The 25,872-nt window shown below is 68.4% G+C and carries 22 protein-coding genes and 2 pseudogenes; 12 read left to right on the top strand and 12 right to left on the bottom strand.

The features are described 5' to 3' along the window. Window positions 1-11: 11 nt before the first annotated feature. Together C6A87_RS08060 and C6A87_RS08055 are read right to left on the bottom strand one after the other, a co-directional pair. Window positions 12-860 (bottom strand): ABC transporter permease, encoded by an 849-nt coding sequence (locus tag C6A87_RS08060; protein ID WP_311116754.1) that lies wholly within the window; start codon window positions 858-860, stop codon window positions 12-14. Window positions 861-869: 9 nt separating this feature from the next. Next, entirely contained in the window at window positions 870-1,682 is an 813-nt protein-coding gene (locus C6A87_RS08055) for an ABC transporter permease (RefSeq protein ID WP_311116753.1), read from the bottom strand. Window positions 1,683-1,883: 201 nt separating this feature from the next. On the opposite strand from C6A87_RS08055, the gene C6A87_RS08050 reads away from it, so the two are divergent. Continuing rightward, entirely contained in the window at window positions 1,884-2,711 is an 828-nt protein-coding gene (locus tag C6A87_RS08050; RefSeq protein WP_311116752.1) for an SDR family oxidoreductase, read from the top strand. 40 nt (window positions 2,712-2,751) lie between these two features. Then, on the top strand, window positions 2,752-3,195 hold the full coding sequence (locus C6A87_RS08045; protein WP_311117853.1) for a hypothetical protein: 444 nt from the start codon (window positions 2,752-2,754) through the stop codon (window positions 3,193-3,195). Here C6A87_RS08045 and C6A87_RS08040 read toward each other — a convergent pair whose 3' ends face one another. The 5 genes from C6A87_RS08040 to C6A87_RS08020 form a co-directional block, all read right to left on the bottom strand. Beyond that, a complete protein-coding gene (locus C6A87_RS08040) occupies window positions 3,196-4,320 on the bottom strand; it encodes a subtype B tannase (protein ID WP_311116751.1) in 1,125 nt (374 codons plus the stop codon). Further along, complete coding sequence (locus C6A87_RS08035) at window positions 4,317-4,754, bottom strand: hypothetical protein (RefSeq protein ID WP_311116750.1); 438 nt, start codon at window positions 4,752-4,754, stop codon at window positions 4,317-4,319. The genes C6A87_RS08040 and C6A87_RS08035 overlap by 4 nt, the downstream gene beginning before the upstream one ends. 95 nt (window positions 4,755-4,849) lie before the next feature. After that, window positions 4,850-5,404, bottom strand: coding sequence for a nuclear transport factor 2 family protein (locus tag C6A87_RS08030; protein ID WP_311116749.1), 555 nt, complete (start codon window positions 5,402-5,404; stop codon window positions 4,850-4,852). Window positions 5,405-5,440: 36 nt separating this feature from the next. Continuing rightward, window positions 5,441-6,289, bottom strand: coding sequence for a TIGR03619 family F420-dependent LLM class oxidoreductase (locus C6A87_RS08025; protein WP_311116748.1), 849 nt, complete (start codon window positions 6,287-6,289; stop codon window positions 5,441-5,443). Between the two features lie 91 nt (window positions 6,290-6,380). After that, window positions 6,381-6,992, bottom strand: a complete 612-nt coding sequence (locus C6A87_RS08020) for a TetR family transcriptional regulator (protein WP_311116747.1) — start codon at window positions 6,990-6,992, stop codon at window positions 6,381-6,383. A 129-nt stretch (window positions 6,993-7,121) separates the two neighbouring features. Here C6A87_RS08020 and C6A87_RS08015 point away from each other — a divergent pair, with 129 nt between their 5' ends. Both C6A87_RS08015 and C6A87_RS08010 read left to right on the top strand, forming a co-directional pair. Further along, window positions 7,122-8,237: a P1 family peptidase gene (locus C6A87_RS08015; RefSeq protein WP_311116746.1), complete on the top strand. Its 1,116-nt coding sequence runs from the start codon at window positions 7,122-7,124 to the stop codon at window positions 8,235-8,237. Between the two features lie 68 nt (window positions 8,238-8,305). Beyond that, window positions 8,306-9,658 (top strand): APC family permease, encoded by a 1,353-nt coding sequence (locus C6A87_RS08010; RefSeq protein WP_311117852.1) that lies wholly within the window; start codon window positions 8,306-8,308, stop codon window positions 9,656-9,658. Here the strand turns inward: C6A87_RS08010 and C6A87_RS08005 are convergent, their stop codons facing one another. After that, window positions 9,659-11,278 (bottom strand): PucR family transcriptional regulator, encoded by a 1,620-nt coding sequence (locus C6A87_RS08005; RefSeq protein ID WP_311116745.1) that lies wholly within the window; start codon window positions 11,276-11,278, stop codon window positions 9,659-9,661. It abuts the gene before it with no gap. A gap of 130 nt (window positions 11,279-11,408) precedes the next feature. Here C6A87_RS08005 and C6A87_RS08000 point away from each other — a divergent pair, with 130 nt between their 5' ends. Both C6A87_RS08000 and C6A87_RS07995 read left to right on the top strand, forming a co-directional pair. After that, window positions 11,409-12,902, top strand: a complete 1,494-nt coding sequence (locus C6A87_RS08000; RefSeq protein ID WP_311116744.1) for a CoA-acylating methylmalonate-semialdehyde dehydrogenase — start codon at window positions 11,409-11,411, stop codon at window positions 12,900-12,902. Window positions 12,903-13,053: 151 nt separating this feature from the next. After that, window positions 13,054-14,448: an aspartate aminotransferase family protein gene (locus tag C6A87_RS07995; RefSeq protein WP_311116743.1), complete on the top strand. Its 1,395-nt coding sequence runs from the start codon at window positions 13,054-13,056 to the stop codon at window positions 14,446-14,448. 244 nt (window positions 14,449-14,692) lie between these two features. Here the strand turns inward: C6A87_RS07995 and C6A87_RS07990 are convergent, their stop codons facing one another. From C6A87_RS07990 to C6A87_RS07975, 4 genes are all read right to left on the bottom strand, one after another. Then, window positions 14,693-15,742, bottom strand: coding sequence for a substrate-binding domain-containing protein (locus tag C6A87_RS07990; protein ID WP_311116742.1), 1,050 nt, complete (start codon window positions 15,740-15,742; stop codon window positions 14,693-14,695). Between the two features lie 70 nt (window positions 15,743-15,812). After that, window positions 15,813-16,853, bottom strand: coding sequence for an ABC transporter permease (locus C6A87_RS07985; RefSeq protein ID WP_311116741.1), 1,041 nt, complete (start codon window positions 16,851-16,853; stop codon window positions 15,813-15,815). Then, window positions 16,850-18,412, bottom strand: coding sequence for a sugar ABC transporter ATP-binding protein (locus tag C6A87_RS07980; RefSeq protein WP_311116740.1), 1,563 nt, complete (start codon window positions 18,410-18,412; stop codon window positions 16,850-16,852). The genes C6A87_RS07985 and C6A87_RS07980 overlap by 4 nt, the downstream gene beginning before the upstream one ends. Continuing rightward, a complete protein-coding gene (locus C6A87_RS07975; protein ID WP_311116739.1) occupies window positions 18,409-19,446 on the bottom strand; it encodes an NAD(P)-dependent alcohol dehydrogenase in 1,038 nt (345 codons plus the stop codon). Before C6A87_RS07975 ends, C6A87_RS07980 begins: the two co-directional genes overlap by 4 nt. Window positions 19,447-19,623: 177 nt before the next feature. Between C6A87_RS07975 and C6A87_RS07970 the strand changes: the two genes are divergently transcribed. The 6 genes and pseudogenes from C6A87_RS07970 to C6A87_RS07945 all read left to right on the top strand — a co-directional run bounded on the left by C6A87_RS07970 (window position 19,624) and on the right by C6A87_RS07945 (window position 25,845). After that, window positions 19,624-20,544, top strand: coding sequence for a sugar-binding domain-containing protein (locus C6A87_RS07970; protein ID WP_311116738.1), 921 nt, complete (start codon window positions 19,624-19,626; stop codon window positions 20,542-20,544). 45 nt (window positions 20,545-20,589) lie between these two features. Further along, entirely contained in the window at window positions 20,590-21,363 is a 774-nt protein-coding gene (locus tag C6A87_RS07965) for a GolD/DthD family dehydrogenase (RefSeq protein WP_311116737.1), read from the top strand. A 116-nt stretch (window positions 21,364-21,479) separates the two neighbouring features. After that, window positions 21,480-22,471 (top strand): annotated as a pseudogene (locus C6A87_RS07960) (isopenicillin N synthase family dioxygenase). A 63-nt stretch (window positions 22,472-22,534) separates the two neighbouring features. Continuing rightward, window positions 22,535-23,488 carry a LysR substrate-binding domain-containing protein gene (locus C6A87_RS07955; RefSeq protein ID WP_311116736.1) on the top strand — a complete coding sequence of 318 codons (954 nt, stop codon included), beginning with the start codon at window positions 22,535-22,537 and terminating at the stop codon, window positions 23,486-23,488. A 67-nt stretch (window positions 23,489-23,555) separates the two neighbouring features. Next, window positions 23,556-24,782 (top strand): acyl-CoA dehydrogenase family protein, encoded by a 1,227-nt coding sequence (locus tag C6A87_RS07950; protein WP_311116735.1) that lies wholly within the window; start codon window positions 23,556-23,558, stop codon window positions 24,780-24,782. Window positions 24,783-24,799: 17 nt separating this feature from the next. Then, window positions 24,800-25,845: pseudogene (locus tag C6A87_RS07945) on the top strand (hypothetical protein). The last annotated feature ends 27 nt before the right edge of the window (window positions 25,846-25,872 follow it).

Raw genomic sequence — 25,872 nt, 5'->3', positions numbered from 1 at the left:
TGCTCCCCCCGCTAACCCGACAGGTTGAAGTTGCCGTTGGCGCCGTAGATCGACAGGGACACCAGCAGCGTCACCGAGATCACGACGATCAGCGAGGTCCGGACGGCGTTACCGACCGCCACGCCGACCCCTGAAGGTCCGCCCCTGGCGAAGTAGCCGAAATAGGTGTGCACCAACAGGACCGCGATCGCCATCAGGATCGCCTGGAGGAAGGACCACAGCAGGTCCCGGGGGTTGAGGAAGGTGGTGAAGTAGTGGTTGTACAGGCCGGCCGACTGCCCGAACAGCAATACGGTGGTCACCTTGCTCGCGGCGAACGACAGGATCACCGCGATCGAGTACAGCGGCGCGATCGCGATCATGCCTGCGACGATGCGGGTGCTGACCAGGTATTCGACCGGGCGGATCCCCATCGTCTCCAGCGCGTCGATCTCCTCGTTGATGCGCATCGCGCCCAGTTGTGCGGTGACGCCCGCGCCGAACGTCGCGGCCAATCCGATTCCTGCCACCACCGGTGCGGAGATCCGCACGTTGATGAACGCGGCCAAGAAGCCGGTCAGCGCTTCGATGCCGATGTCGCCGAGCGAGCTGTAGCCCTGCACGGCCAGGGTGCCGCCGGCTGCCAGCGTCAGGAACCCGACAATGACGACCGTACCGCCGATCATCGCCAGAGTGCCTGCCCCCATGCTGATCTCGGCGATCAGCCGGACGATCTCACGCCGGTAGTGCACCGCTGCATGCGGGACACCGGCGAGTGCACGGCCGTAGAACGCCGTGTGGTCCCCGATCCGGCCCAGGGTGTCGACCGGCCGGCCTGCCTGCTGGGCCAGCCGCGGGTGCAGTGCGCGTATCGCCGCCATCGCCGCCCCCTAACCCGACGTCATCTGGATGCCGATCGCCGTCACGACGACGTTGACGACGAACAGCGCCATGAAGGCGTACACGACGGTCTCGTTGACCGCGTTGCCGACTGCCTTGGCGCCGCCGCTGGTGATGCTCAGCCCGCGGTAGCACGCCACCAGACCGGCGATCAGGCCGAACAGCGCGGCCTTGACGCAGGAGATGATCACCTCGGGCACCCCGGTGAGCAGCGTGATGCCCGCAGCGAACGCACCCGGGTTGACCCCCTGCACGAAGATCGAGAAGACGTAGCCGCCGACGATCCCGATGATCACCACCAGGCTGTTGAGCAGCAGCGCCACCAGGCCGGAGGCCAGCATGCGCGGGGTGACCAAGCGCTGCACCGGGTTGATGCCCAGCACCTCCATCGCGTCGATCTCCTCGCGGATCGTGCGCGACCCGAGGTCGGCGCACATCGCGGTCGCCCCCGCGCTGGCCACGATGAGCACCGTGACCATGGGACCCACCTGGGTGACCGCGCCGAACGCGGCCCCGGCACCGGACAGGTCGGCGGCACCGAGTTCACTGAGCAGGATGTTCAGCGTGAAGCTGACCAGGACGGTGAACGGGATGGCGACGAGCAGGGTGGGCGCCAGGGACACCCGTGCCACGAACCAGGACTGCAGCAGGAATTCGCTGCCCTGAAACGGGCGCCGGAACAAGAACTTCACGGCGTCGGCGGACATCGACAGCAGTCCCCCGACGCCCTGCATGGGCCCGGACATCCCGGCGCTCAGCGCCGGCAGTCCGATGGACCAGCGGTCCGCGGCCTTGTTCACCATGTGCCGCCGAACCCTTCTTCGATACCGACTGAAACCCTGCCGACTGCGCGGCGAGACACACGTTGACAGCTGGCCGTGGCGTGGGACACACCCCGTCCCATCCACCGGGAAGCACCCGGCACTGCGCTCCGATCGCACGTGAACGTGGACGGCCGGTGTCACACTCGACAGCGACCGCCTCGAACCGACAGGAGTTGCGCTGTGTCCTCTACCTCGGCAGGGTCGTCCTCCCTGGTGCGTTACGCCGATCGACGGGTGCTCGTCACCGGCGGCGGTTCGGGCATCGGGCAGGCGTGCGTGCTGCGCATTCTCGGCGAGGGCGGCCGGGTGGCGGCCGCCGACATCAGCGCCGACGGTCTCGCCGACACCGTGGAGAAGGCCGGCGCTCTCGGCACCGGCCTGACCACGGTCGTGATGGATGTCGGCGACGAAGCCTCTGTGTCGGCCGGGGTGGCCGAGGCGATCACGGCGCTGGGCGGATTGGACACACTGGTCAACGCCGCAGGGATCCTGCGGTCGGCGCACCTGACGGACACCACGCTGGCCGACTTCGAGCAGGTGCTGCGCATCAACCTGATCGGGACGTTCCTGGTCACCCGCGAGGCGATCGCGGCGCTGCACAAGGGCAGCGGCCCTGCCGTGGTCAACTTCAGCTCGACCTCGGCGCAGTTCGCCCACCCCTACATGGCCGCCTACGCCGCGTCCAAGGGCGGGGTGCTGGCGATGACCCACTCATGGGCCCTGGAGTTCGCCAAGGCGGGCATCCGGTTCAATTGCGTTCAGCCCGGCTCTATTTCGTCCGGTATGACCGACGGCACCGGCGCATCCCGGCAGAGCATCGGGCCCGGTCTGCCCGAGGACGCCGACTACACGCTGTTCGGTAAGGTCGCGCCGATGCTGCCACTGGACGGCGGCGCGATCTTCGCCGCCCCGGACGCCGTCGCCGGCGTGGTGGCGATGCTCGGCAGTCACGACGCGTACTTCATCACCGGCACCGAGGTCCGCATCGACGGCGGCTCGCACATGTGATCGGCGCCGCGCCCGAATATCCAAAGGACACACCATGAATATGCACAGAGTCGGCTGGGCGGCGGTGGCGGTGCTCACGCTGGCCTGGGCCGCGCCGGCGGCGCAGGCGGCGCCGTTCTTCGCGAACTATTCGCTGAACATCCAGGGACGGTACGACTTCCACACCTGGACGTGGGCGGTGACCTACTGCATCCCCGCTGCCGAGGACTGCGCCCACATCAAGGCGATACCGATGCCGACCGCGAGGGCGTTCGAGTACAGCGGCGACGCCCGCCTCGCCGACGGCAGGTACACCCTCACCGTCGACGTCCCCGACGGATTGCGGTGCGGAAACGTCTATTACGGTCCGGTGATCCCGACCCGCGACGTGTACGACTGGGATGCCGCGACGTTGCAGGGGACGTTGACCTCGTCGTTCGGCGCAGGCTGCGACGGCGCACCGGGCGGCACGTTCACCTATCCGTTCGCGCTGGTGCGACTCTGATCACCGGGAGATCCGGTCGATCCACGTGATGAACTCCGCGGCGTCGGGGTTCGCGCCGTGCCCTTCATCCCAGTACATGCGGTGGCTGACCGAGGCGCCGGCGGCGGCCGCTGCGGCGGCCAGGTTGGCCGACACGCTCAGCGCGGTGTCGGTGTCGCTGGTGCCGACGCGGATCCACCAGTGCGGCGCCACCTCGGTTTCAGCTCGGGACAGGTGGTACATCGGGTTCATCAGATCGCACAGTTCGGGGATGCCTGCCGCCAGCGGCACCGCGCCGTCGGTGTTTCGGGCCGCGCTGTAGGCGGTGAAGTGGCGCGCGGCGACGGTGCCCGCGCCGAACAGGTTGTTCTCTGCGGTGGACAGGTCGAAGGCGTCGAAGGCGGGCGCGGTCTTGCGTCGGGTGCCGACGTGTCCGACGAAGCCGGTCCAGTCGAACGTCGCTTCACCGGCCGTCCAGGTGATGAACGGGTTCTGCGCGAGGTACCCGGCGCGGTCGTGCTCGGTGAGGTTCGTCAGATAGGTGGTGGCGGCGGGCTGCAGTGAGTGCTCGAGTAGGTAGTGCGGGTAGTTGGCGGCATTCAAGACGCCGAAGTCGTTGAGGCCGTGGATCTCCGCGGCCTTCAGGTACTCCGCGAACTGCGCGCCGAGCGCTGCGGACACCTCCCTGTCGACCTGTCCGCCGGTGGACAGCGGATTGGCACCCCAGTTCCACTCGTAGGCGCCGTCGGCGTGTTCGAGGTCGGTGATGGGACACCACGCACCGCTGGCGTAGATCGCGTCGCCGGCATCGGCTGCACCCAGGTCGTCGAGGTAACCGGCGTAGAGCGGACTGTCGCCGGACGCGCCGAGCAGCGCCGAGAGCGCACCGCCGGCGCTGGTGCCGGTGGACACGATGCGGTCGGTGTCACCCGGCATCGTGGCCGCGTTCGACCGGAGGTACCGGACGGCGGCTTTGAGGTCGACGACCGCAGCCGGGGCGGTGCCGTAGCAGACGCCGTCGGGGGTGACCAGAGTCCTTCCGCGACAGCCTGGTTCGACTGCGACGTAGCCGGCCGCCACCGCCAGCGCAGCGAGGCTCACCAAGTCGCCGCGGGCGTCGACCATGGCGTTGCCGCCGGGTGTCACCTCGCCGCCGGGCAGCCCGGGGGTGGGGGCCCCCTCCTGCCCGCCTCGCCGACGCCGGTGACGTCCTTGACCGAGGCCGGCAGATAGCCGCCCACCGAGTTGGCGAAGACAATCGGTGCGCCGGTGGCGTCGACGGCTCGCCCGTCGATGGCCGTCGGCACGCTGACCACCAGGCTCTGGTAGTCCGCGTCGACCGGATTCGCGACGTAGGTGATCGGGCCGAAGAACCGATAGGTGACCTGCTTGTCGCCTGCGGCGGTCGCGACGGTGGTGGTCTTCTCGGAGAATGCGGCTGGGTCGAACGTGAGGCCCGGCGGCGCCGCGACGGTGGGTGCATCGGGGACCGGGCCCGAGCACGAGGCCGACGCCAGGGTTCCGACCGCGCACCCCAGACCCGCCAGCAGTGCTCTGCGGCTGATCTGCGAGTCGGCCATCGCTGCCTTCTTCGTGGAGCTGCTACGGGTTGCCTCCACCGTACGGACTCGCAGGGCCCGGCGACGGATACCGCGGTTCAGCTCCCCGCACGCCGTCACACGGTCCGGCCGGCGACCCCCGCGGTGAGCAGCTCGTGGGCCGCGGGTCTCCCGTCGAGCAGGCGACTTGTGCGTGCCGCCACCTTCCAGCGTCCGTCGACGCGACACAACCGGAAATGATTGGCGGCCGCGCGCCAGACCACGTACTCCGGCCCGGGCACCCCGTCTCGGGTCGCCCGGGGCTCCCGTTGCGGATAACCGTCGTCTGCCCGCAGCACCACCAGGGACTCGCACACCGCGACGGCGTCGTCTCCGCGGACGGTGACCACTGCCGGGCCGAGGAAGTGGGCGCACCCGTTGGCAACCAGATGACGGTGGTGATCCGAATCCACCATCGCCGCAACGTCGTCGCGGCCTGACATGTGCCAGCCCTCGACGTCGTAAGTGCCGTCGGCGCTCCACAGTGCCGCTGCCGCAACCGCATCCGCGGCGTCCACGCTCGGACCGTAACTCGCGATCAGACGCGCGATCTCCCGCTCGTCCTCGAGGGCCTGCAGGCGCTGTTCCATTCGCCGCAAACGGGTTTCGAGGGCCTCCGGCTCACTTGTCATCGATGCTTCCTTCCCGGGGTGGCTGGGCGCACGGCGTCACAACTCGTCCACGAGAGCACGCAGGCCGGCGAGTTGGTCGCAGTAATCCTCGACCGAGGACGCGGCCACCGAACAGGTGACGCCCGTGGCCCCGGCCGAGCGTAACGTCCGCAACCGGCGCAGGCATTCGTCGCCGGCGCGTGGATCGAGCGGACCGACCGGCAGCACGACGTCGAAACCGTCCGGAATATGGACACCGGCCAGCATCTCGGCGATCTCGGCGGGTCGTAAGCCGAAGGGCATCCAGCCGTCGGCAAGTCCGACCGCGCGACGCAGCGAACGCCTGCTGCGTCCGCCCACCCAGATCGGTACCCGCGGCTGCACGGCGTGAGGTTCGACCGTCATTCCCCGGTAGCGGTGGAACTCGCCCTGGTAGGAGGGCTCGGGCGTAGACAGCGAAGCACGCAGCGCGCGGATCGCGTCGTCGGCCCTGGCACCGCGGTCCTCCCACGCCGCGCCGAGCAGATCGAATTCCGCACGCAACGAGCCGACGCCGACGCCGAGGACCAGCCGCCCGCCGCTGACCCGGTCCAGGGTGCCGTAGCGCTTCGCGATCTCCAGCGGATGGTGATAACCAAGGACCAGCACCGAGGTGGCCAGCCGGATGCGGCTGGTCCGGGCCGCCAGAAATCCGAGGGTGGCCAGCGGATCCCAGTACACCGAACCGCGGACAGCGGCGTCCTCGACAGGAACCGCCACATGCTCCGAACACGTCAGGAAATCGAAGCCGAGTCGGTCCGCGGTTTCGGCGATGCGGGCGACGTCTTCGATACCGGCGCCGGCCTCCCAGGAACTTGCCGCCGCCGGGGTTTGCACCACGACGGGCGTCGACAGTCCGATCAGCATCACTGTAGTTATAGCCGTGTGCGGGGAACATCCCCGGGTCGGGGTTGCACGGAACCGGGGCCGGCGATCTCAGGTGGGCCAAGAGGGGACGTCAGACCGTCTCGGGAAGCGTTGCGCCGGTGGCCAATTCGGCGTACTGGCGCATGAGTCGCAGCGCGGTCGGCCGGTGGATCTGCGGGTCCCGCGCCACGATGCGGTATCCGAAGTAGTCCTCCATCCCCATCAGCGTCATCGCGATGTCGTCGGCCGGATGCGTCAGCGTGAACGCCCCGGATTCCGCGCCGGCGGCCAGCAGATCGGCGTAGAGGCCGACCTGACGGTGGTAGATGCCTTGCACATCGGCGCGCCGGTCGAGTTCGAAACCGGCGGCCAGGACGGCGCGCCAGATGGCACGCCACTCGGCGTCCTCAGGTCCGCTGGGCAGACCCGCGGCGATGGTCACCGCCAGCTGCGCCGGGGGGTCCGCGGCCTCGGCGGCCAGTCGCTGCCGGTCGTCGTAGAACCGGACGTCGGAGCGCAGCGCCAACTCCGACAACAGTTGCGACATGTCCTTGAAGTAGTAGCGCACCGCGTTGGTCGTCAGACCGAGTTCGGCGGCGACGTCGGCCAGCTTGAGGGTGGCCACGTCGTGGTGTTCGATCAGCGCGATCGCGGCATCCATGATGTCGCCGCGCCGTTCTTCCTGCCGATTCGGCCGCCCCACGACGTGGTCACCTCCTCCGCTGTCGGCTCCTCGTCGAAGATATTCTGCCGTTCCGCTTGCGCGGCGCACCACACGGGCGCATAGTTCTTTTCCACTTAGGAAAAGAATCGGAAGAAACGAGCCCACCGAGTGCGTGCCAGAGACCTGGGCCTGGTGATCGGGGAACACCCCACCGGACCTGCCAACGCCATCACCGACGTCGCAGGCGTGCGGGTCGGGCACACGACCCTCGATGCCGACGGTCCCCCGGCCGTCCACACGGGCGTGACCGTGGTCGTCCCACACGACGACATCTGGACCGAGCCGGTGTTCGCCGGCTCCCACCGGCTCAACGGCAGCGGCGAACTGACCGGCCTGGAGTGGATCCGCGAGTCCGGCGAGCTGACCACCGCCATCGGACTGACCAACACCCACAGCGTCGGCGTGGTGCGCGACGAGCTGGTGGCGGCCCAGGTGCGCGCCCGCGGCGAGGGGCTCTACTGGTCGCTGCCGGTGGTGGGTGAGACCTACGACGGCCTGCTCAACGACATCAACGGCTTCCATGTCCGGCCGGAGCACGTGCGCTCCGCGCTCGACAGCGCCTCGGCCGCGCCGCCCGCCGAGGGCAATGTCGGGGGCGGCACCGGCATGATCTGCCACGGTTTCAAGGGCGGCATCGGCACCTCGTCGCGGGTCACCGATACCGCCACCGGCAGGTACACGGTGGGCGTGCTGGTCCAGGCCAATCACGGCCGGCGCGAACGACTCCGGATCAACGGCGTCCCCGTCGGCGAACTCATCGGCCCCTCGGAGGTTCCACTGCCGGACCTGCCGCCCCGCTACGAGCCCGGGTCGGGGTCGATCATCGTCATCGTCGCCACCGATGCGCCCCTTCTCCCCCATCAGTGCACCCGGCTGGCACAGCGCGCGGCGCTGGCGGTGGGTCGCCTGGGCGGCACCGGCGAGCAGTACAGCGGCGACCTCATGCTGGCGTTCTCCACAGGCAATCGCGGAATCCCGCCGTACGCGTGGGACGAGGACGTCAACGTTTCCCGGCCCGAAGTGGCGGTGCGGATGGTCGCGCCCCAGCTGATGACCCGGCTGTTCGATCTGACGATCGAGGCCACCGAGGAGGCCATCGTCAACGCGATGGTGGCCGCGACCACGATGACCGGCCACAACGGCTTCACCGCCCACGCTCTCGATCACGGCCTGCTGCGGCAGGCGCTGGATATCAACCCCCCTTCGTCTCAGGAGATCTCGTGACCACTGCACCCACCCGCACCGAGGGGCGGCGCCTCACCGGGCACCTCGGCCCCGTCGGCATCGTGTTCATGGTCGTCGCGGCGGCCGCCCCGCTGACCGTGATCGGCGGCAACATGCCGTTGGCCATGGGACTGGGCAACGGCGCCGGCGCGCCGATGGGCTTCGTCATCGCCGCACTCGTCCTGCTGGTGTTCAGCGTCGGATTCGTGACGATGACGCCGCACGTGCCTGAAGCGGGCGCGTTCTTCTCCTACGTGACGGTGGGTCTGGGCGAGCGGATGGGCAAGGGCGTCGCGGTGGTCGCGCTGATCGCCTACACCGCCATCCAGATCGGGATCTACGGCTACATCGGCTGGGCCATCAACGACACCGTGATCCACTACGGCGGGCCTGTGATCCCGTGGCCCGTCTACTCTTTCGCCGTTCTCGCGGTCGTCGCCGTGCTGGGTTACCGGCACATCGAGCTCAGCGCGAAAGTGCTGGGGGTGGCGCTGGCGCTGGAGATCGGCATCGTCGTGGTGCTCGACGTCGTGATGGTCGCCAACCCCGGTCCGGCTGGGATCACGTTCGCCTCCTTCGATCCGGCCGTGTTCACCAGCGGCACCATCGGCATCGCGATCCTGTTCGCGCTGACCGGGTTCATCGGGTTCGAGTCCACCGCGGTGTTCCGCGACGAGGCGCGCGAGCCGGCACGCACGATCCCCCGCGCCACCTATGCCGCAGTGATCCTCATCGGCGCCTTCTACGCGATCACGGTGTGGGCCTTCGTGGTTGCCATCGGGCCGGACCAGGTGGGCGCGGTGGCGCAGCGGACCCTCGACGGCGAGGGCAACATGCTGCTCGACACCACCGGTGACATGTTGGGCACCGTCGGTCGCGACATCGTCAACGTCCTGCTGTTGACCAGCCTGTTCGCCTGCGTGCTGTCGTTCCACAACGTGATCGCCCGCTATCAGTTCGTACTGGCAGGCAAGGGACTGCTGCCGGCACGGCTGGCGAAGGTGCATGACCTGCACGAGTCGCCGTCGTTCTCGTCGGTGGTGCAGACCCTGACCGCCGCGGTCATCATCGCGGTGTTGGCACTCCTCGGCATCGATCCACTGGTCGGGGTGTTCGGTTCGATGGCCGGTGTCGCGACCGTCGGCATGGTGACGCTGATGCTCACCACCTCGATCGCCGTGCTGGTGTTCTTCCTGCGGGCGCGGGACCGCGTGTCCGGACGGCTCTGGACGACGCGGATCGCCCCGGCCGTGGCGGTCGCCGGCCTGCTGGCCAGCCTCTGGCTGGTGCTGTCGAACTTCACGCTGGTCACCGGCGGCAGCGCGACATTGAGCACCATCCTGGCCGCGATCCCGTTCGTGGGGCTCGTGCTCGGTTTCGTGGCCTGGCGGCCGTCGCGGTCGTTGTCGTCGACGAACTGATCAGTTGCCGTCGGCCAGGCTGGCGGGCTCGATGCGCTGCCGCGCATCGAGCACCATCAGCGCCACCGTCAGCGACGTCATCGATTCGGCGTCGTCGAGGTCGACGCCCAGGGTCTGTCCGATGGCGGCCAGCCGTTTGTAGAGGGCAGGCCGGCTGATGTGCAGCCGTTGTGCCAGGGCGGCTTTGTTGCCCGCCATGCTCAGGTATTCACGGAGCACGTCGAGGTCCGCGGCGGCACCGACATCGAGCAGTGGCTTGAGTTCTGTCTCGGCGAACCGCTGCACCCGCGGATCGTCACGCAGCAATGTCATCAACCCGCGCAGCCGCACGTCGGAGGCCCGGAAGTACGGCCGTGAACTGTCCCGCATCGCGAGCGCGACCTCCGCGACGTGACCGGCCTCTCCGAGCCCGCGGATCGCGTCGGTGATCTCGGCCTCGGCGGCGCCCACCGCGCACACCGAACGGGTCACCCCGTCGACCCGGCGGAGGTCGGTGCGCAGGCGTGCACCGAGATCGGCGAGCGCCTTGTCCACCCCCCCGCGGGTGGCGTTCAGCGCCAGCAACGCCCCGATCTCTCCGTCGCGGCGGCTGGAGAACACCCCGGTGTGGCCGGCGGCGTTCACGGTGTGCGCGACGGCGTCGAGCAGTGTGACGTTGCGCCGTTGCGCGACGAGTGGATCGGCTGCCACACCGGTGCGCTCGACGCTCACCACGAGCGGGAAGTAGCGTGTCGCCTTGCACAGCCCCAGGGCGTGGGCGCGCGCTGCGGCTTCCCGTTCGTCGGCGACACGACCCTGCAGAACGTCGTCGATCAGTCCGCTCTGCGCCTGCTGATGGAGTCCGGTGTTGTTCCGTTCGACCATGCGGTTGAGCGCCAACGCCGCCGACGCACGCTCGAGCACCATCGTCACCCGCGGCCGGTCGGTGGCGGGCAGCGGCACGATCAGCCGGCCCCACTCCTCGCCCCGCGGCCCGACCGCGGTGAGCGCCCACTGTTCGGGTCCGCCGCCGGTTGTTCGGGTGCGACGCGATCTGTTCTCCCAGTCATCGAGTAGCGCAGCTGTCTTGGCACCGCTGGCCGACACCGCGATGGCCTGGTGCGCGAGGTCCTCCAGCACGACGGGGAGATCGAGGATGCGTGCGGCGGCGTCGACGATCCCGGCCACCGAGGCACGCTTCATGCTGAGTTCGGTGAACGCCTCGTGGACGCGCCGGTCGAACGCGACCTCCTCGTATTGCTCGGCGACGATGCGGCGGTGCACGACCTCGGTCACGTCGACGAACCGGATCTGTCGATGGAGCACGACGAACGCGAGATCGAGTTCGTTGGCCAGTGCTGTCAGGGATTGTGGCGGCGCCGTCGTCGTCGATCCGAGCTCGACGACGACTCCGAGGGCGCCGGCGTCGGCGAGACCCTGCAGATAGCGTTTCGGCTTGCCTCCGAGCCCTGAACCGGTGGTCAGCACCAGCTCACCGCCCTGCAGCAGGGACGACAGATCGGCCACCCCGCCGACATGGAGCCAACGCACCGGCTCCGACCAGCGACACGCGCTCAGGACCTCCGGTGACCCACGCTGCACGACGGGGAGATCGATGACCTCTCCCACAGTGATCGCCATTTACATAGTGTAAGCAGCGCGCGCGAGATCGATACGGAGTGCAAGGGCGCAGCGCGCCCGCGCGGCTCCACACTGGATGCACCCCCGGTGCACGACGCCGGCAGATGACGAGGCGACGAGGAGCCATTTCATGACGACGACCATCTCCCATTGGGTCGACAACGCCCTGTTCGCGGGCAACGGTGGCGCTTCGGCGCCGGTGACGAATCCGGCCACCGGGGCGGTGACCGGTCAGGTCGCGTTGGCCTCGGTCGCCGACGCTCAGAAGGTGATCGATGCCGCTGCTGCGGCGTTCCCGGCCTGGCGCGACACCTCCCTGGCCAAGCGCACCCAGATCCTGTTCGCCTTCCGCGAGCTGTTGAATGAGCGCAAGGGTGAGCTGGCCGAGATCATCACCGCCGAACACGGCAAGGTCGTCTCCGACGCCCTGGGCGAAGTGTCGCGCGGCCAGGAAGTCGTGGAGTTCGCCTGCGGCATCCCCCACCTGCTCAAGGGCGGGTTCACCGAGAACGCCTCGACCAACGTCGACGTGCACTCCATCCGCCAGGCCCTGGGCCCGGTCGCGATCATCTCCCCGTTCAACTTCCCCGCCATGGTCCCGATGTGGTTCTTCCCCATCGCCATCGCCACCGGCAACACCGTCGTGCTCAAGCCCAGCGAGAAGGACCCGTCGGCCTCGCTGTGGCTGGCCAACCTGTGGAAAGAAGCCGGCCTGCCCGCCGGGGTGTTCAACGTGCTGCACGGCGACAAGACCGCCGTCGACGAACTGCTCACCAACCCCAAGATCAAGTCCGTGTCCTTCGTCGGGTCCACCCCGATCGCCCAGTACGTCTACGCCACCGGCACCGCCGCCGGCAAGCGCGTCCAGGCTCTGGGCGGGGCCAAGAACCACGCCGTGATCCTGCCCGACGCCGACCTGGACCTGGCCGCCGACGCCATGGTCAACGCCGGGTTCGGCTCGGCCGGGGAACGCTGCATGGCGATCTCGGCGTGTGTGGCCGTCGGACCGATCGCCGACGACCTGGTCGCCAAGATCACCGAACGCACCACCGGCCTCAAGATCGGTGACGGCACCAAGGACTCCGACATGGGCCCCCTGGTCACCAAGGCCCACCGCGACAAAGTCGCCTCCTACATCGACGCCGGCGAAGCCGCCGGCGCCAAAGTCGTCGTCGACGGCCGCACCGTATCCGCCGACGGCGGCGCTGACGGGTTCTGGCTGGGCCCCACCCTGCTCGACAACGTCACCCCCGACATGAGCGTCTACACCGACGAAATCTTCGGCCCCGTCCTGTCAGTGGTCCGTGTCGAGACCTACGAGCAGGCCCTGGAACTGATCAACACCAACCCCTACGGCAACGGCACCGCGATCTTCACCAACGACGGCGGCGCAGCCCGCAAGTTCCAGAACGAGGTCGAGGTCGGCATGGTCGGCATCAACGTCCCCATCCCCGTCCCGATGGCCTACTACAGCTTCGGCGGCTGGAAAGCCTCCCTATTCGGCGACAGCCACGCCCACGGCATGGACGGCGTGCAGTTCTTCACCCGCCAGAAAGCCATCACCACCCGCTGGCTCGACCCCAGCCACGGCGGCATCAACCTCGGCTTCCCCGAAAACGCCTGACCCCCAACACCACTGCGCGAGCGTGCGTGTCTGCAGCCGACACCCGGTGTGTCGCCCGCAGAACACGCACGCTCGCGGTGGTGAGCCCCATCCCCTGCCACGCGGGTCCCATATCCCGCCCCGCACTCACTTTCTCGTCGAAGGATCGCCAGTGACCATCACCGAACAGCCCACCTCGAGCGCCGCGCTGCCCACCGGCGAAGACCTCGACGCCGCGATCGCCCGCGGGCAACGCGCCTACGAGCTCGATCGCAAGCACGTGTTCCACTCGTGGTCGGCGCAGGCGCAGATCAAGCCGATGACGGTGCTGGCCGCGCAGGGGTCCTACGTGTGGGACGGTGACGGCAACAAGCTGCTCGACTTCTCGTCGCAGTTGGTGAACACCAACATCGGCCATCAGCACCCGAAGGTCGTGGCCGCCATCGCAGAGCAGGCCGCGACTCTGTGCACGATCGCGCCTCAGCACGTCAACGACGCGCGCTCGGAGGCGGCCCGGCTGGTTGCCGAGCGCACGCCGGGCGACCTGAATCGGGTGTTCTTCACCAACGGCGGCGCCGACGCCGTCGAGCACGCGGTGCGGATGGCCCGGCTGCACACCGGCCGCTACAAGGTGCTGTCGCGCTACCGCTCCTACCACGGCGGCACCGAGACCGCGATCAACCTCACCGGTGACCCCCGCCGCTGGCCCAACGACCACGGCAACGCCGGCATCGTGCACTTCAACGGCCCGTTCCTCTATCGCTCCACGTTCCACGCCGACACCGAGGAGCAGGAAACCCAGCGGGCGCTGGAACATCTCGATCGTCTGATCCAGATGGAAGGCCCGTCGACGATCGCGGCGATCATCCTCGAATCGGTTCCCGGAACGGCCGGCATCATGGTGCCCCCGCCCGGATACATGGCCGGTGTCCGAGAGATCTGCGATCGCCACGGCATCGTGTTCATCGCCGACGAGGTGATGGCCGGATTCGGCCGTACCGGTAAGTGGTTCGCGATCGAGAACTTCGACGTGGTGCCGGATCTGATCACCTTCGCCAAGGGCGTCACCTCCGGCTACGTCCCGCTCGGCGGCGTCGCGATCAACGACGCGATCTACTCGACCTTCGCCGACCGCGCCTACCCGGGCGGTCTCACCTACTCCGGGCATCCGCTGGCCGCCGCCTGTGCGGTCGCGACGATCAACGCCATGGAGGACGAGGGCATGGTCGCCAACGCGGCCCGCATCGGCGAGCAGATCCTCGGCCCGGGCCTGCGGGATCTCGCCGCCCGCCACCGTTCCGTCGGCGAGGTCCGCGGCCTCGGGGTGTTCTGGGCGATCGAACTGGTCGCCAACCAGGCGACCCGCGAGCCGCTCGCGCCCTACGGCGGATCCAGCCCCGCGATGGCCGCGGTGCTGGCGGCGTGCAAGTCCGGCGGCATGCTGCCCTTCGCGAACTTCAACCGGATCCACGCGGTGCCGCCGTGCAACGTCACCGATGACGAAGTCGCCGAAGGACTTCGGATCCTCGACGCCGCGCTGAGCGTGGCCGACGAGTACACCGTCTGACCGAGGTCCGCTCGCTTCTCCTGCTCCAGCGCCTATGCAGATCGCGGCTCCGCGATCCGCATAGGCGCTGTGCTGTTTCCCCGTCCAAAAAGAACGCGCCGTAGAAGAACGCGAGGCGCACACTCGCCCAACCTTGCGGGTGAGCGAAACCCGCTCGGGCGACACCCGATCCGGTGAGCACCCCCCAACGACAACGAGGACCGGCCGCCGATGGCGGGCCGGTCCTCGTCGCGTATGACTGCGATCAGGGCTGCGTCTGCCCCGGGATCCCCTCGTAGGCGATATCGCCGGTCTCCAGGTTCTTCTTGATCAGCTCGGACAAGCCGTCGAGGAACTGCTGCCGCTCGGTCACCACGTGCTCGATCGCGACGTCGACGTTCTCCTTGGTGATGGCGGGCATGATGTACACCGGCTCGGTGTTGACTTCCTCGCCCTTGGCCAACGCGTTGGCCACGGCAAGGCCCGCCGCCAGCTCGACGGTGCCGTTCTGCAGCGACGTGCCGATGAACTCACCGCTCTTGACGGCGTTGAGACCGTCCTCGATGCCGTCGATACCCACGATCGGCACGTCGGTGCGGCCGGACTCCTTGAGGGCCTGCAAGGCCCCGAGACCCATGTCGTCGTTCTCGGCGACCACACCGTTGATCTGGTTGCCGAAACCGGAGATCCAGTTCTTCATCTTGTTGACGGCCTCGTCGCGCTTCCAGTTCGCGGTGTCCATGGCCAGCACCTTGATATCCGGGTAGTTGGCCAGCACGTTGTTGATGCCCTTGGTGCGGTCGATCTCACCGGACTGCCCCAGCGGGCCCTGCAGGATCACGATGTTGCCGCGACCACCGAGCGCATCGGCCATCATCTGCATTTCCTGCTCACCGGCGGCCACATCGTCGGGCTGCACGCTACCGGCGACGTCCGGGCTGTTCAGCGCCGCGTTCACCGGCACCAACGGAATGCCCTTCTCCTTGGCGGTGGCCACCTGCGGGCCCAACGAATCCGCCTGCACCGGAACGACGATGATCGCGTCGACACCCTGGTTGATCATCGAGTCGACCTGGTTGGCCTGGGTGGAGACGTCCAGATTGGCCGAGTTCCAGATCAGTTCGATGTTGTTGTCCTTGGCGTAGGCCTCCATGCCTTCCTTGCCCGCGGTGATGAACGAACTCATGTCGTACACCGAGACACCGATGCGGGTGGTGTCGTTGTTGGCCGTCGTGTCACCCGCGCCGCAGGCGGTCAGCCCGAGGCCGAGGGCGCCCACCGAGGCGATCGCCGCGATTCTGGTGGTGAGTCTCATGTCATTCTCTCTTTTCGATTGCAGTGTTTCGACGGTGAAAGACTGTGCGCGGGTCAGCGTTCGAGTGAAGTCAGGTTCGCCTCCTGGATGACCACACGTCGACCGCGACCGCGGCGACGATCAACACGCCCTTGATGACGTCCTGCCAGTACGCAGGAACCACGAGGATGTCGAGACCGTTGTTCAGCGTCATGATCATGAACAGGCCCAACGTCGTACCCCAGATGCTGCCGCGTCCACCCATCAAGCTGGCGCCACCGATCACCACGGCGGCGATGGCGTCGAGTTCGTAACCCTGTCCGAGGTTCGGCGGACCGGAGATGACACGCGAGGCCAGCATCACGCCGGAGAGGCCGGCGAGCAGACCCGAGAACGCATACACGCTGAACAGCACGTTCTTGGCATTGATGCCGGCGAGTTCGGCGGCGTTACGGTTGCCGCCGACGGCGTACACGCGCATCCCGTAGGAGGTGCGCTTCATGATGATGGCGAGCGCGACGATGCCGATGATCATCAGCAGCACCGGGATCTGCAGGCCGAGGATCTTGGTGTTCGCGATCGAGCCGAATTCGGCGGGGAGGCCGTTGATCGGTGCGCCACCGCCGATGACGTAGGCGACGCCGGAGCCGGCGGTCAACGTGCCCAGCGTCGCGATGAACGGCGGCACGTTGATGCGCGACACCAGGACTCCGTTGATGCAGCCGAATGCGAGCCCGACGGCCATCGCCACGGTGACCGTCATCCAGACCTGCCCGGGGTTGGCCTTGGCCGTCGCCGCCCCGGCCATCGCCGACACCGCGATCACGCTGCCCACCGACAGGTCGATGCCGCCGGTGAGGATCACCAGCGTCTGGCCCAGGGCGATCAACGCGAAGGGGGCGGCCGCGACCAGGATGGTGACGAGATTCTCGGGTGTCGCGAAACGCGCGCTGCGGTAGCTGAAGTAGGCGATCACCAACAGCACGACGATCACCATCGAGTAGCGCAGCAGAGTATCCGAGATCCATTGCCGGGAGAACAGTTTCACCGGTTCCCCGGTGACCGGCGACGCCACGGTCGGAGCCTTGGCGGGCCCGGGTGGCTGCTGGTCTGCGTCGACGTCGGTCGTCATGGTGCCTCCTGCTGCGTCGTGGTCTTGGGTCCGCCGTCCAGCGCGGTCGCCAGGCGGAACACGGATTCCTGTACTTCGGGATGATCGAGTGCATCGCGGTCGAGCTCGCCGACCAGGGTGCCGCCCCGCATGACGAAGGCCCGGTGTGAAAGGCCGACGACCTCGGGCATATCCGACGACGCCATCAGCACCGCCATTCCCTGGGCCGCGAATTCGGTCACGATGCGGTAGATCTCACTGCGCGCACCGACGTCGACCCCTCGGGTCGGCTCGTCGAGCAGCAGCACGTTGACGTCGCCGGTGAGCCAGCGCGCGAGCACCACCTTCTGCTGGTTGCCGCCGGACAGTGTGCCGACCTCCTGGCTGAGCCCGCGGCTGCGCAGTCGCACCGAGGACATCACCTCCGACACCGCCTTGGTACGGGCTTTGCCGCGCAACCAGCCGGCCACTGAGAACGACGACAACCGCGGCAGGGTCCCGTTGTCCAGCACGCTCATCGACAGCACGGCACCGGACAGTTTGCGGTCCTCGGGCACGATCGCCATACCGGCGGTGATCGCCGCGGCGGGATGATTGCGCTTGACGGCCTTGCCCCGCACGGTGATGACGCCGCCGGTGCTGGTGCGGGCACCGAAGATCGCTTCCAGCAGTTCGGTTCGCCCGGCGCCGACAAGACCTGCCAGCCCGACGATCTCGCCTGCCTTCACGGTGAACGACACGGGCCCGGTCGCGCCCTCGACCTGCAGGTCGCGCACTTCGAGCACCGTCTCGGAGCCCGGCGTCGGCCGCTCGGGGAACAGCGCGTCGAGTTCGCGGCCGATCATCGCGGTGACGATCTCGTCGTCGGTGACGTCGTCGATGCCCTTGTCGAGGATCAGCCCGCCGTCGCGCAGCACCACGACCCGGTCGGCGATGGCGCGGATCTCGGCCATCTTGTGGGTCGTGTAGACCATCGCGACTCCGTGCTCGCGCAGGGTGCGGACCACTTTGTAGAGGCCTTCCACCTCTCGTTCGGAGATCGCCGACGTGGGTTCGTCGAGCATGACCACCCGGGCGCCGGCACGGGCGGCCTTGACGATCTCGACGATCTGACGCAAGCCGACGGGCAGGCTGCCCATCCGCGCGGAGGGGTTGATCTCGATGCCGAACACCCCGAGCGCGTCGCGCGCCTCGTCGATCATCGCTCGCCGGTTCAGGAACGGGCCGATCTTGAGTTCCCTTCCGACGAAGAGGTTCTCGTAGACCGTCATGTCCTCGATCGAGGCCAGTTCCTGCGGCACGATCGCCACTCCGTGACGCACGGCGTCTTTGGGGTTGCCCGGGGTCAGGGTGGTGTCTCCGACCTCCACCACGCCGCGATCGGCGGTGTACTGCCCGCTGATGATCTTCATCAGCGTCGACTTACCCGCCCCGTTCTCTCCGGCCAACGCGGTGACGGTGCCGGGCTGCAGTTCCAGCGCGACACCTTTGAGCACCGGCACTCCGCCGAAGCTCTTGTGGATGTCGGTGCAGCGCAGCTGCGACTGCGTGGCGGTGCCCGGTGCCTGTGCCGCGTTCACCTGGGCGCCACGATCGATTTGAGGCTGGCGGGATCGGAGTCGCTGTCGAGGGCCTCACCGACATGCTCCAGGTCGTAGCGCCCTGTCACCATGCCGTCCAGGTCGACGGCACCGCTGGCGACGAGATGGATTGCGGCGGGCCAGGTGTCGGTGTAGCGGAATACCCCGGTCACGGTGATCTCGCGGTTGGCGATGTGGCTGACCGGCAGTGCGTATTCGTCGGCGCCCATTCCGACCAGCACCACATGTCCGGCCGGCCCGACGGCTTTGATCCCGCTGACGACGGCGGCCGGTACACCGGTGGCGTCGACGAAGGCATCGACCGGGTCGATCGCCGCGACGTCCACGACGGTGGGGTCGAGCGCCTCGGTCGCGCCGAACTGCAGCGCTTTCTCCCGGCGCTCCGCGACGAGATCGGTGACGACGATGCGCGATGCGCCGAAGGCCCGGGCGGTCTGCGCGCAGATCACGCCGATGGGTCCCGCACCCGCGATCAGGATCGACGTTCCCGGGGCGACCTGCGCCTTGCGCATCGTGGCGATCGCGACCGACAGCGGTTCGAGCAGCGCCGCCGCCTCGTCGGAGATCGTATCGGGTACCGGATGAGCCATGTCGTCGTCGATGAGCACGTACCGGCAGAAGGCTCCGTCGACGGGCGGGGTGGCGTAGAACTCCATGTGCGGGCACAGGTTGTAACGCCCGGCCTTGCACTGCGTGCAGCGGCGGCACGGGTGCTGCGGCTCGACCGCGACACGCTGGCCGATCCGGCCCGGGTCGACCCCCGCCCCGACAGCGGCGATGCGGCCGGACAATTCGTGCCCGAGGACCATGGGCTCGTCGACGACGAAATCGCCGATGCGGCCGTGCAGGTAGTAGTGCACGTCGGAGCCGCACACGCCGACGGCGGCGACCTCGACGAGGACCTGACGTTCGCCGGGCGTCGGTACCGGGCGGTCCACGATCTGTAGGCTTCGTACACCCGTCATGACGCTGGCCCGCATGGTGGCCGGCACGGGTTCGACCGCAGCGGTCATTTCGATCCCCTTCGTCGATGCCGACGGCCTGCCGATGCTCGTCCGACCGCCGCGCTCATTTGTCGCACTTGTTGGCCTCTGAATGCTTGTGACCAGGATCATTGTCTCCGCTATGCTCATGTGTCAAGCGACCCCGCTCATATGAGCGCACCCCCGCCAGTCGCCTAGGAGGGCGTCATGGGACCCGACGAGTTGTTCCAGCGCGCAGTGATCGCACGCCGCTACTACCTCGAGGGTCGCACCCGTGTCGAGATCGCCGAGGAGTTCGGCCTGTCCCGGTTCAAGGTGGCCCGGATGCTCGAGGAGGCCCTCGAAACCGGGATGGTGGAAATCACGGTCCACGATCCGGGAGCTCTCGACGTCGAATTGTCGACTGCACTGCAACGCAAGTACTCCCTGCAGCACGTGTATGCGGTCGCCGCGGAGTCCAAGAATGCCGCCGACAAAATCGAGGCCGTCGCCAAGGCGATGGCCGACCTGTTGCAGTCGATCCTGCGCGACGACGACGTCGTCGGCGTCGACTGCGGCAGGACCATGACCCACATCGCGCCCTACCTCGGGTCACTGCCGAAGTGCGACGTGGTGCAACTGACCGGGTTGGCCGGCGCCATCTCCTATAACGGCGCGGACCTGACCCGGCGCATCAGCGAGATCACCGGCGGCACGTCGTGGCCGCTCTATGCACCACTGGTGGTGTCCGACGCCCGAACGGCCAAGAGCCTCGCGAGCAGCCAGCAGATCCAGGACACCTGCGCCCAGCACGCGAACGTCACCTGCGCGCTGGTCTCCGTCGGCGCGTGGGGGCCGGACACCTCCCAGGTGTATCCCTCGCTTCCCGTCGCGGAGGCCACCGCTTTGCAGGCCGCCGGCGTCTGCGCCGAGACGTGCGCTCTGCTGCTCGATGCCGACGGGAACAGGATCGGCGACCTGGACGAACGCCGGATGGGTATCAGCGAGCAGACGCTGCGCGCGATCCCGACGGTCATCGCACTCAGCACCGGTTCGGCGAAAATCGAGGCGACCAGGGCTGTACTGAGATCCGGCCTGATATCGGCACTCGTCACCGACACCGAGATCGCGACCGCGATGCTCACCTGAATACCCTGACATCACCGACGATCAACGACGAGGACAAGGACGGACATGACATCGAACACCGAACCCGTTGTGGACCTGAGCTTTCCGCTCAGCGACAAGGTTGCGCTGGTGACCGGCGGCGGCTCCGGCATCGGGGCCGCGATCGTCGCGGCGTTCGCGGCCAAGGGCGCCCGCGTGGCCGTCGTCGACCTCGACGGGGACGCCGCTGCGGCGCGGGCCGCCGAAGCCGGACCGGACAGCCGCGGATTCGCCTGCGACGTCGCCGATCCCGCGGCCATCACCACGACCGTGGATTCCGTGGTCGACGCGTTCGGGCGCATCGACATCCTGGTCAACAGTGCCGGGGTCGTCATGCTGGCTCCCGCCGAGGATCTGCCGATCGACGCCTGGGACAAGACCATCGACATCAATCTCAAGGGCACCTTCCTGATGTGTCAGGCCGTGGGCAGGCACATGCTCGAGGCGGGCCGCGGCGCAATCGTGAACATGGCGTCTCAGGCGGCAACGGTCGCCCTCGATCAGCACGTCGCCTACTGCGCGTCGAAATTCGGTGTGGTCGGGGTCTCGAAGGTGCTCGCCGCCGAATGGGGTCCCCGCGGTGTCCGGGTCAACACGATCTCGCCGACAGTGGTGCTCACCGACCTCGGCCGCAAGGCCTGGGAAGGGCCGCGCGGCGATGAACTGAAGAAGCTCATCCCGATGGGCCGCTTCGCGTATCCCGACGAGATCGCCGCGGCTGCGGTGTATCTCTCCTCCGACGCGGCGGGCATGATCACCGGCGCCGACCTGCTCATCGACGGCGGCTACACCATCAAGTGAGTCGGACGGCGGCGTCGGCGGTGGACGTCACCGACCCACCGAAGCGATCCTTCACACACCTGAAGGATCCGTTCACACGGGTTGGCCGCGGCGGCGAAATGGCGCAGAGTCGTCTCATGCTTCCCGTGCTCGATCTGGCCACCGCCGAGTCCGACCCCGACACGTTTCGTGTCGCGCTTCGGGAGGCGGCCCACACGTCAGGATTCTTCTATCTGACCGGGCACGGCGTCCCCGACGCGCAGATCGCCGAGATCCTTTCGCTGGCGCGGCAGTTCTTCGATCTGCCGCGCGACGAGAAGAATGAGATCAGCCAGCTGAAAAGTCCGCAGTTCCGCGGCTACTCACGACTGGGCGGCGAGTTGACGAACGGCCTGGTCGACTGGCGCGAGCAGATCGACATCGGGCCTGAGCGGGACACGATCCCGGCCGCCGAGGGTTATTGGCGGTACAGGGCCCCAACCTGTGGCCGGCACGGCCGACGGGTTTCCGGTCGGCGTTCGAACGGTGGGACGCCGCGTTGTCGGCCGTGGGGCTGCGACTGCTGCGGCACTGGGCCGTCTCGCTGGGCGCCGCCGAGGACCTGTTCGACGCGGCATTCGCCGATCGGCCCGCCACGCTGATCAAAGTGGTCCGCTACCCGGGCACCGCCGACACCGCGCAGGGCGTCGGCGGCCACAAGGATTCCGGGGTGCTGACCCTCCTACTCGTCGAGCCCGGATCGGTGGGCCTTCAGGTGGAGCTCGATTCCGGGGAGTGGGTCGACGTGCCGCCGCTGCCTGGGGCGTTCATCGTGAACATCGGCGAACTGCTCGAGGTGGCCACCGGCGGTTATCTGCGCGCCACCCAGCATCGGGTGCTCGCCCCGGAACCGGGCACCGATCGCGTCTCCATCCCCTACTTCCTCAATCCGGCACTCGACGCCCTCGTCCCGATCATCACGTTGCCGCCGGAGTTGGCGGCGCTGTCCCGCGGGGTGGAGGCCGATCCCGACAATCCGATCTTCCACACCTACGGCGAGAACGCGTGGAAGTCGCGTACCCGCGCCCATCCCGACGTCGCCGAGCTGCATCACGGCATCGTTCCTGCCAGGCCGCTGCCGGTCATTTGAGGGTTGCCGTCCCGCTGATTTCAACCCTGTCCGGGGGCCGTCCGCGGTTCTAGCGTTCGCGACGTGTTCGATGTGCGCCGTCTTGTGGTCCTGCAGGAGATCGCCCGCGCCGGGTCGCTGAGCGCGGCTGCGGCGGCGCTGAGCTACACCACTTCGGCGGTGTCGCAACAGGTCGCCGCGCTGGAGCGCGATCTCGGCTGCACGTTGCTGCAGCGTGGACCGTCGGGGACGCGCCTGACCGAGGCCGGCGCGCGTCTTCTTGAGCACGTGCCGGTGATCCTCGGCGCGATCGCCGCCGCGGAGCAAGACCTCACCGAGTTGAGCACCTCGCGGCGCGGCGTCCTGCGGATCGCGTCGTTCGCCAGCGCCGCCGCCGCCATCCTGCCCCCGGCGATCGCGCGGGTCCGGGCCGCGTTGCCCGGCGTCGAGGTTGAGCTGGTCGCTGCCGATCCAGACGATGGCGTCGACCTGCTGCGGGCGGGGGACGCGGACGCCGCGATGGTCACCGAGGTGCCCGGCGACCGCCCCGAGTATCCGGGGATCGCCACTGTCGGTGTCTACGACGACGAGTTCTTCGCCGTGCTCCCGCTCTCCCACCGCCTCGCCGAGCGCGCCGAGGTCCCGCTGGCCGCGCTGGCCCGGGAGAACTGGGTGGTCAGCTCCCAGACAGGAGCCTGCCCCGACACGCGTGTCTTTCGAAATGCCTGCAAGCGCGCAGGTTTCGAACCGTCGGTGACCTTCCGCGCCGAGGATTACTCGACGGTTCAGGGTTTCGTGGCAGCAGGTCTCGGCGTATCGCTGGTGCCGTCGCTCGCCGCCGCGCAGGCGCGACGCGACGTGGCCGTGCGCAGAGTCACCGGCCATCGGCCACTGCGCCGGGTCTCCGTGGCCACGGTGTCCGCCCCGACTCCGGGCAGCATGCTCGCCGCAGTGGTCGGCTTGATCACCGCCGCCGGCTCCCGGCTCTCCGACGACGGTGTGTACAGCGTTCCTGCACACGTTTCCAGCGTCGCTTGAACCATCTCGACCCAGACACCCCGGCTCCGTAGTTTCCGTGGCGCACCACAACGTGAGGAGCTCACCGATGACCACCGTCGAGACCACCGTTCCCGTTCTTCGGACCGGCGAGCAGGCACTGGCCACGGCGTCCGCCGTCGCCGCCGAGATCGCCGCGGGAGCGGCGCAGCGCGAACTGGACGGTGCGCTGCCGACCGAGGCGCTGGCCCGCATCGGCGAGTCGGGGTTGTTGGGCATCCTGGTCCCGGCCACGTTCGGCGGACCGGACCTGCCCCGCTCGACAGCGGTCGAGGTGCTGCGCATCCTCTCGCGCGCCGACTCAGCGGTCGGCCAGTTGCTGTTGGCCCACTTCGTCATCAACGCAGCGATCCGCGGCCTCGGCGACACCGAACCCGCACCGACGATCTATGCCGACGTGCTGGCGGGCGCACAGCTGGGCAACGCCTCGGTGGAGCGCGGGACGCGCCTGAGCGTCGACCGAAACACTGTGCTGCGCAGAGGCTCCGACGACGCCTGGGTGCTCAACGGCGTCAAGTATTACGCGACAGGGTCACTCGGTGCGACGTGGATCGCGGTGGCGGCGCGCATCGACGGCACCGACCACGGCGCCACGGTCTTCGTGCGGCCCACCGATCCCGGGGTGGCGCTGAACCTGGATCGGTGGTCGTCGTTCGGCCAGCGCGGCACGGCCAGCGGCGAGGTCGTCCTCGACAACGTCCCGGTGGCCGAGCAGTACATCATCGACGAAGGCCCCGATCCCGATCCGGTCACCGCCCCGCCGTCGGTGCTGGGCGCCTTCGATCAGGCGCTGCACACCGCGATCGACGTCGGGATCGCCAGGGCGGCACTGGAGGACGGCGCCCATTTCATCGCCACCCGCAGCCGGCCGTGGTTCGAGGCGGGCGTCGACCGGGCCGCCGACGAACCGCACGTCATCCGCCGCATCGGCGAACTGACCGCCAGGCTTTATGCGCTGGAAGCGCTGCTGGCCCGCGGGTCCGCGTTGGTCGACGAGGCTTTGAGCCTGCCGGAGGTGACCCGCGTCGCCGCCGCGCAGGCCTCCCTTCAGGTCGCCGCCGCCAAAGCGCTCGCCCAGGAGTTCGCCGTCGAGATCGCCGGCGGGGTACTGGAACTCGCCGGCACCTCGGCCACCGACGCCGAGTTCGCGCTCGACCGCCACTGGCGGAACGTCCGCGTGCACACCCTGCACGACCCGGCCCGCTGGAAATACGTCCACCTCGGCCGGCACACCCTCGACGGCACCGTTCCCCCACGCCTCGGCCTGCTTCTCTGAAACCTAAGGAAAAGTCGATGACCAGTTTCTACCTCACCGGCAGCATCAACGTCCCCACCACCGAGGCCGCCTTCCGGCTGGTCGGCGAGCGGCTCCAGCCAGGGGTGACGCGGGTACCCGACGGGGAGCCCGGCGACCGCGCCAACTGGGTGTTGGTGCACTCGTCGCAGTTCCTGTCCAACCCCACTCTCGATTCCGACGGGGTACGCGCCCGGGTTCGGCCGGGAACGGCGGTGGTCTTCGGCGACATCGACTACCACACCTCGGCCATCGCGTCCTATCACGAGTTCCGGGCCGCGCGGGATGCCGGCGTGCTCGCCGATGATTCCCGGTTCCTGGTATCGATCGCCACGCCACTCAACGCGGTGAACTCGTTCGTGGAGTTCGACTCTCGGGTCGAGGTGGCGCTGGCCTACGAACATGCGCTGCGCCGCAGCGTCGATGCGATCCAGGACGCTGTCCCGCACACCGACCTCGCCGTCCAGTGGGACCTACCCACCGAGCTCGCCACGATCGAGGGCTGGTTCCCGAACCCCTACGGTGACACCGAGCCGATCTTCGCGGCCACCGCTCGGCTCGCGCAGTGGGTGGCTGACGACGTCGATCTGACGTTCCACCTCTGCTATGGGGACTCCAAGTTCGGGGCGTCCCCGTTCATGGGTGAGCCGCCGAGCGACGAGGCCGCCGCGCGCGGCGGACGGCACATCCTGCCCCGGGACGCGTCGGCGATCGTCGCGCTGGCCAACGGATTGTCCCGGCATATCACCCGCCCGATCAACGCGATTCAGGCCGCGACCGTGGCGGCGTGGACACGGCGGGCGCATTGGCAGCCACTGGCGGACCTCGCCGTGGAACCGCACACCGAGTTCTACCTCGGTCTCGTCCACGCCGAGGACGGGGCGGCCGGCGCACGGCGCCGCGCGGCGATCGCCGCCGAATTCCTGCCCTCCTTCGGCCTGTCCACCGAGTGCGGGCTGGGCCGGACTCCGCCGAACAGCTCGAAGCAGTGCTCGAAGCCTGGCGCGAACTGCACGGTAGCCTCCAACCGGCGCTCGCCGGCTGACAGGGGCTCTCTTGGTCGACCACGACT

The sequence above is a fragment of the Mycobacterium sp. ITM-2016-00317 genome (genome assembly GCF_002968295.1).
GTDB lineage: Bacteria > Actinomycetota > Actinomycetes > Mycobacteriales > Mycobacteriaceae > Mycobacterium.
Note: the sequence above shows the minus strand (reverse complement) of the source record. Positions and strands in the feature narration are given on the sequence as shown.

What these genes read in the sequence shown, in the direction of transcription:
- C6A87_RS08010 (WP_311117852.1), top strand. Translation starts at nt 8,306, where the DNA reads ATGGTCGTCGCGGCGGCCGCCCCGCTGACCGTGATCGGCGGCAACATG.
- C6A87_RS08060 (WP_311116754.1), bottom strand. Translation starts at nt 860, where the DNA reads ATGGCGGCGATACGCGCACTGCACCCGCGGCTGGCCCAGCAGGCAGGC.
- C6A87_RS07950 (WP_311116735.1), top strand. Translation starts at nt 23,556, where the DNA reads ATGACCACCGTCGAGACCACCGTTCCCGTTCTTCGGACCGGCGAGCAG.
- C6A87_RS08025 (WP_311116748.1), bottom strand. Translation starts at nt 6,289, where the DNA reads ATGCTGATCGGACTGTCGACGCCCGTCGTGGTGCAAACCCCGGCGGCG.
- C6A87_RS08030 (WP_311116749.1), bottom strand. Translation starts at nt 5,404, where the DNA reads ATGACAAGTGAGCCGGAGGCCCTCGAAACCCGTTTGCGGCGAATGGAA.
- C6A87_RS08035 (WP_311116750.1), bottom strand. Translation starts at nt 4,754, where the DNA reads ATGGCCGACTCGCAGATCAGCCGCAGAGCACTGCTGGCGGGTCTGGGG.
- C6A87_RS07990 (WP_311116742.1), bottom strand. Translation starts at nt 15,742, where the DNA reads ATGAGACTCACCACCAGAATCGCGGCGATCGCCTCGGTGGGCGCCCTC.
- C6A87_RS07965 (WP_311116737.1), top strand. Translation starts at nt 20,590, where the DNA reads ATGACATCGAACACCGAACCCGTTGTGGACCTGAGCTTTCCGCTCAGC.
- C6A87_RS07985 (WP_311116741.1), bottom strand. Translation starts at nt 16,853, where the DNA reads ATGACGACCGACGTCGACGCAGACCAGCAGCCACCCGGGCCCGCCAAG.
- C6A87_RS08045 (WP_311117853.1), top strand. Translation starts at nt 2,752, where the DNA reads ATGCACAGAGTCGGCTGGGCGGCGGTGGCGGTGCTCACGCTGGCCTGG.
- C6A87_RS07970 (WP_311116738.1), top strand. Translation starts at nt 19,624, where the DNA reads ATGGGACCCGACGAGTTGTTCCAGCGCGCAGTGATCGCACGCCGCTAC.
- C6A87_RS08055 (WP_311116753.1), bottom strand. Translation starts at nt 1,682, where the DNA reads ATGGTGAACAAGGCCGCGGACCGCTGGTCCATCGGACTGCCGGCGCTG.
- C6A87_RS08000 (WP_311116744.1), top strand. Translation starts at nt 11,409, where the DNA reads ATGACGACGACCATCTCCCATTGGGTCGACAACGCCCTGTTCGCGGGC.
- C6A87_RS08005 (WP_311116745.1), bottom strand. Translation starts at nt 11,278, where the DNA reads ATGGCGATCACTGTGGGAGAGGTCATCGATCTCCCCGTCGTGCAGCGT.
- C6A87_RS07975 (WP_311116739.1), bottom strand. Translation starts at nt 19,446, where the DNA reads ATGACCGCTGCGGTCGAACCCGTGCCGGCCACCATGCGGGCCAGCGTC.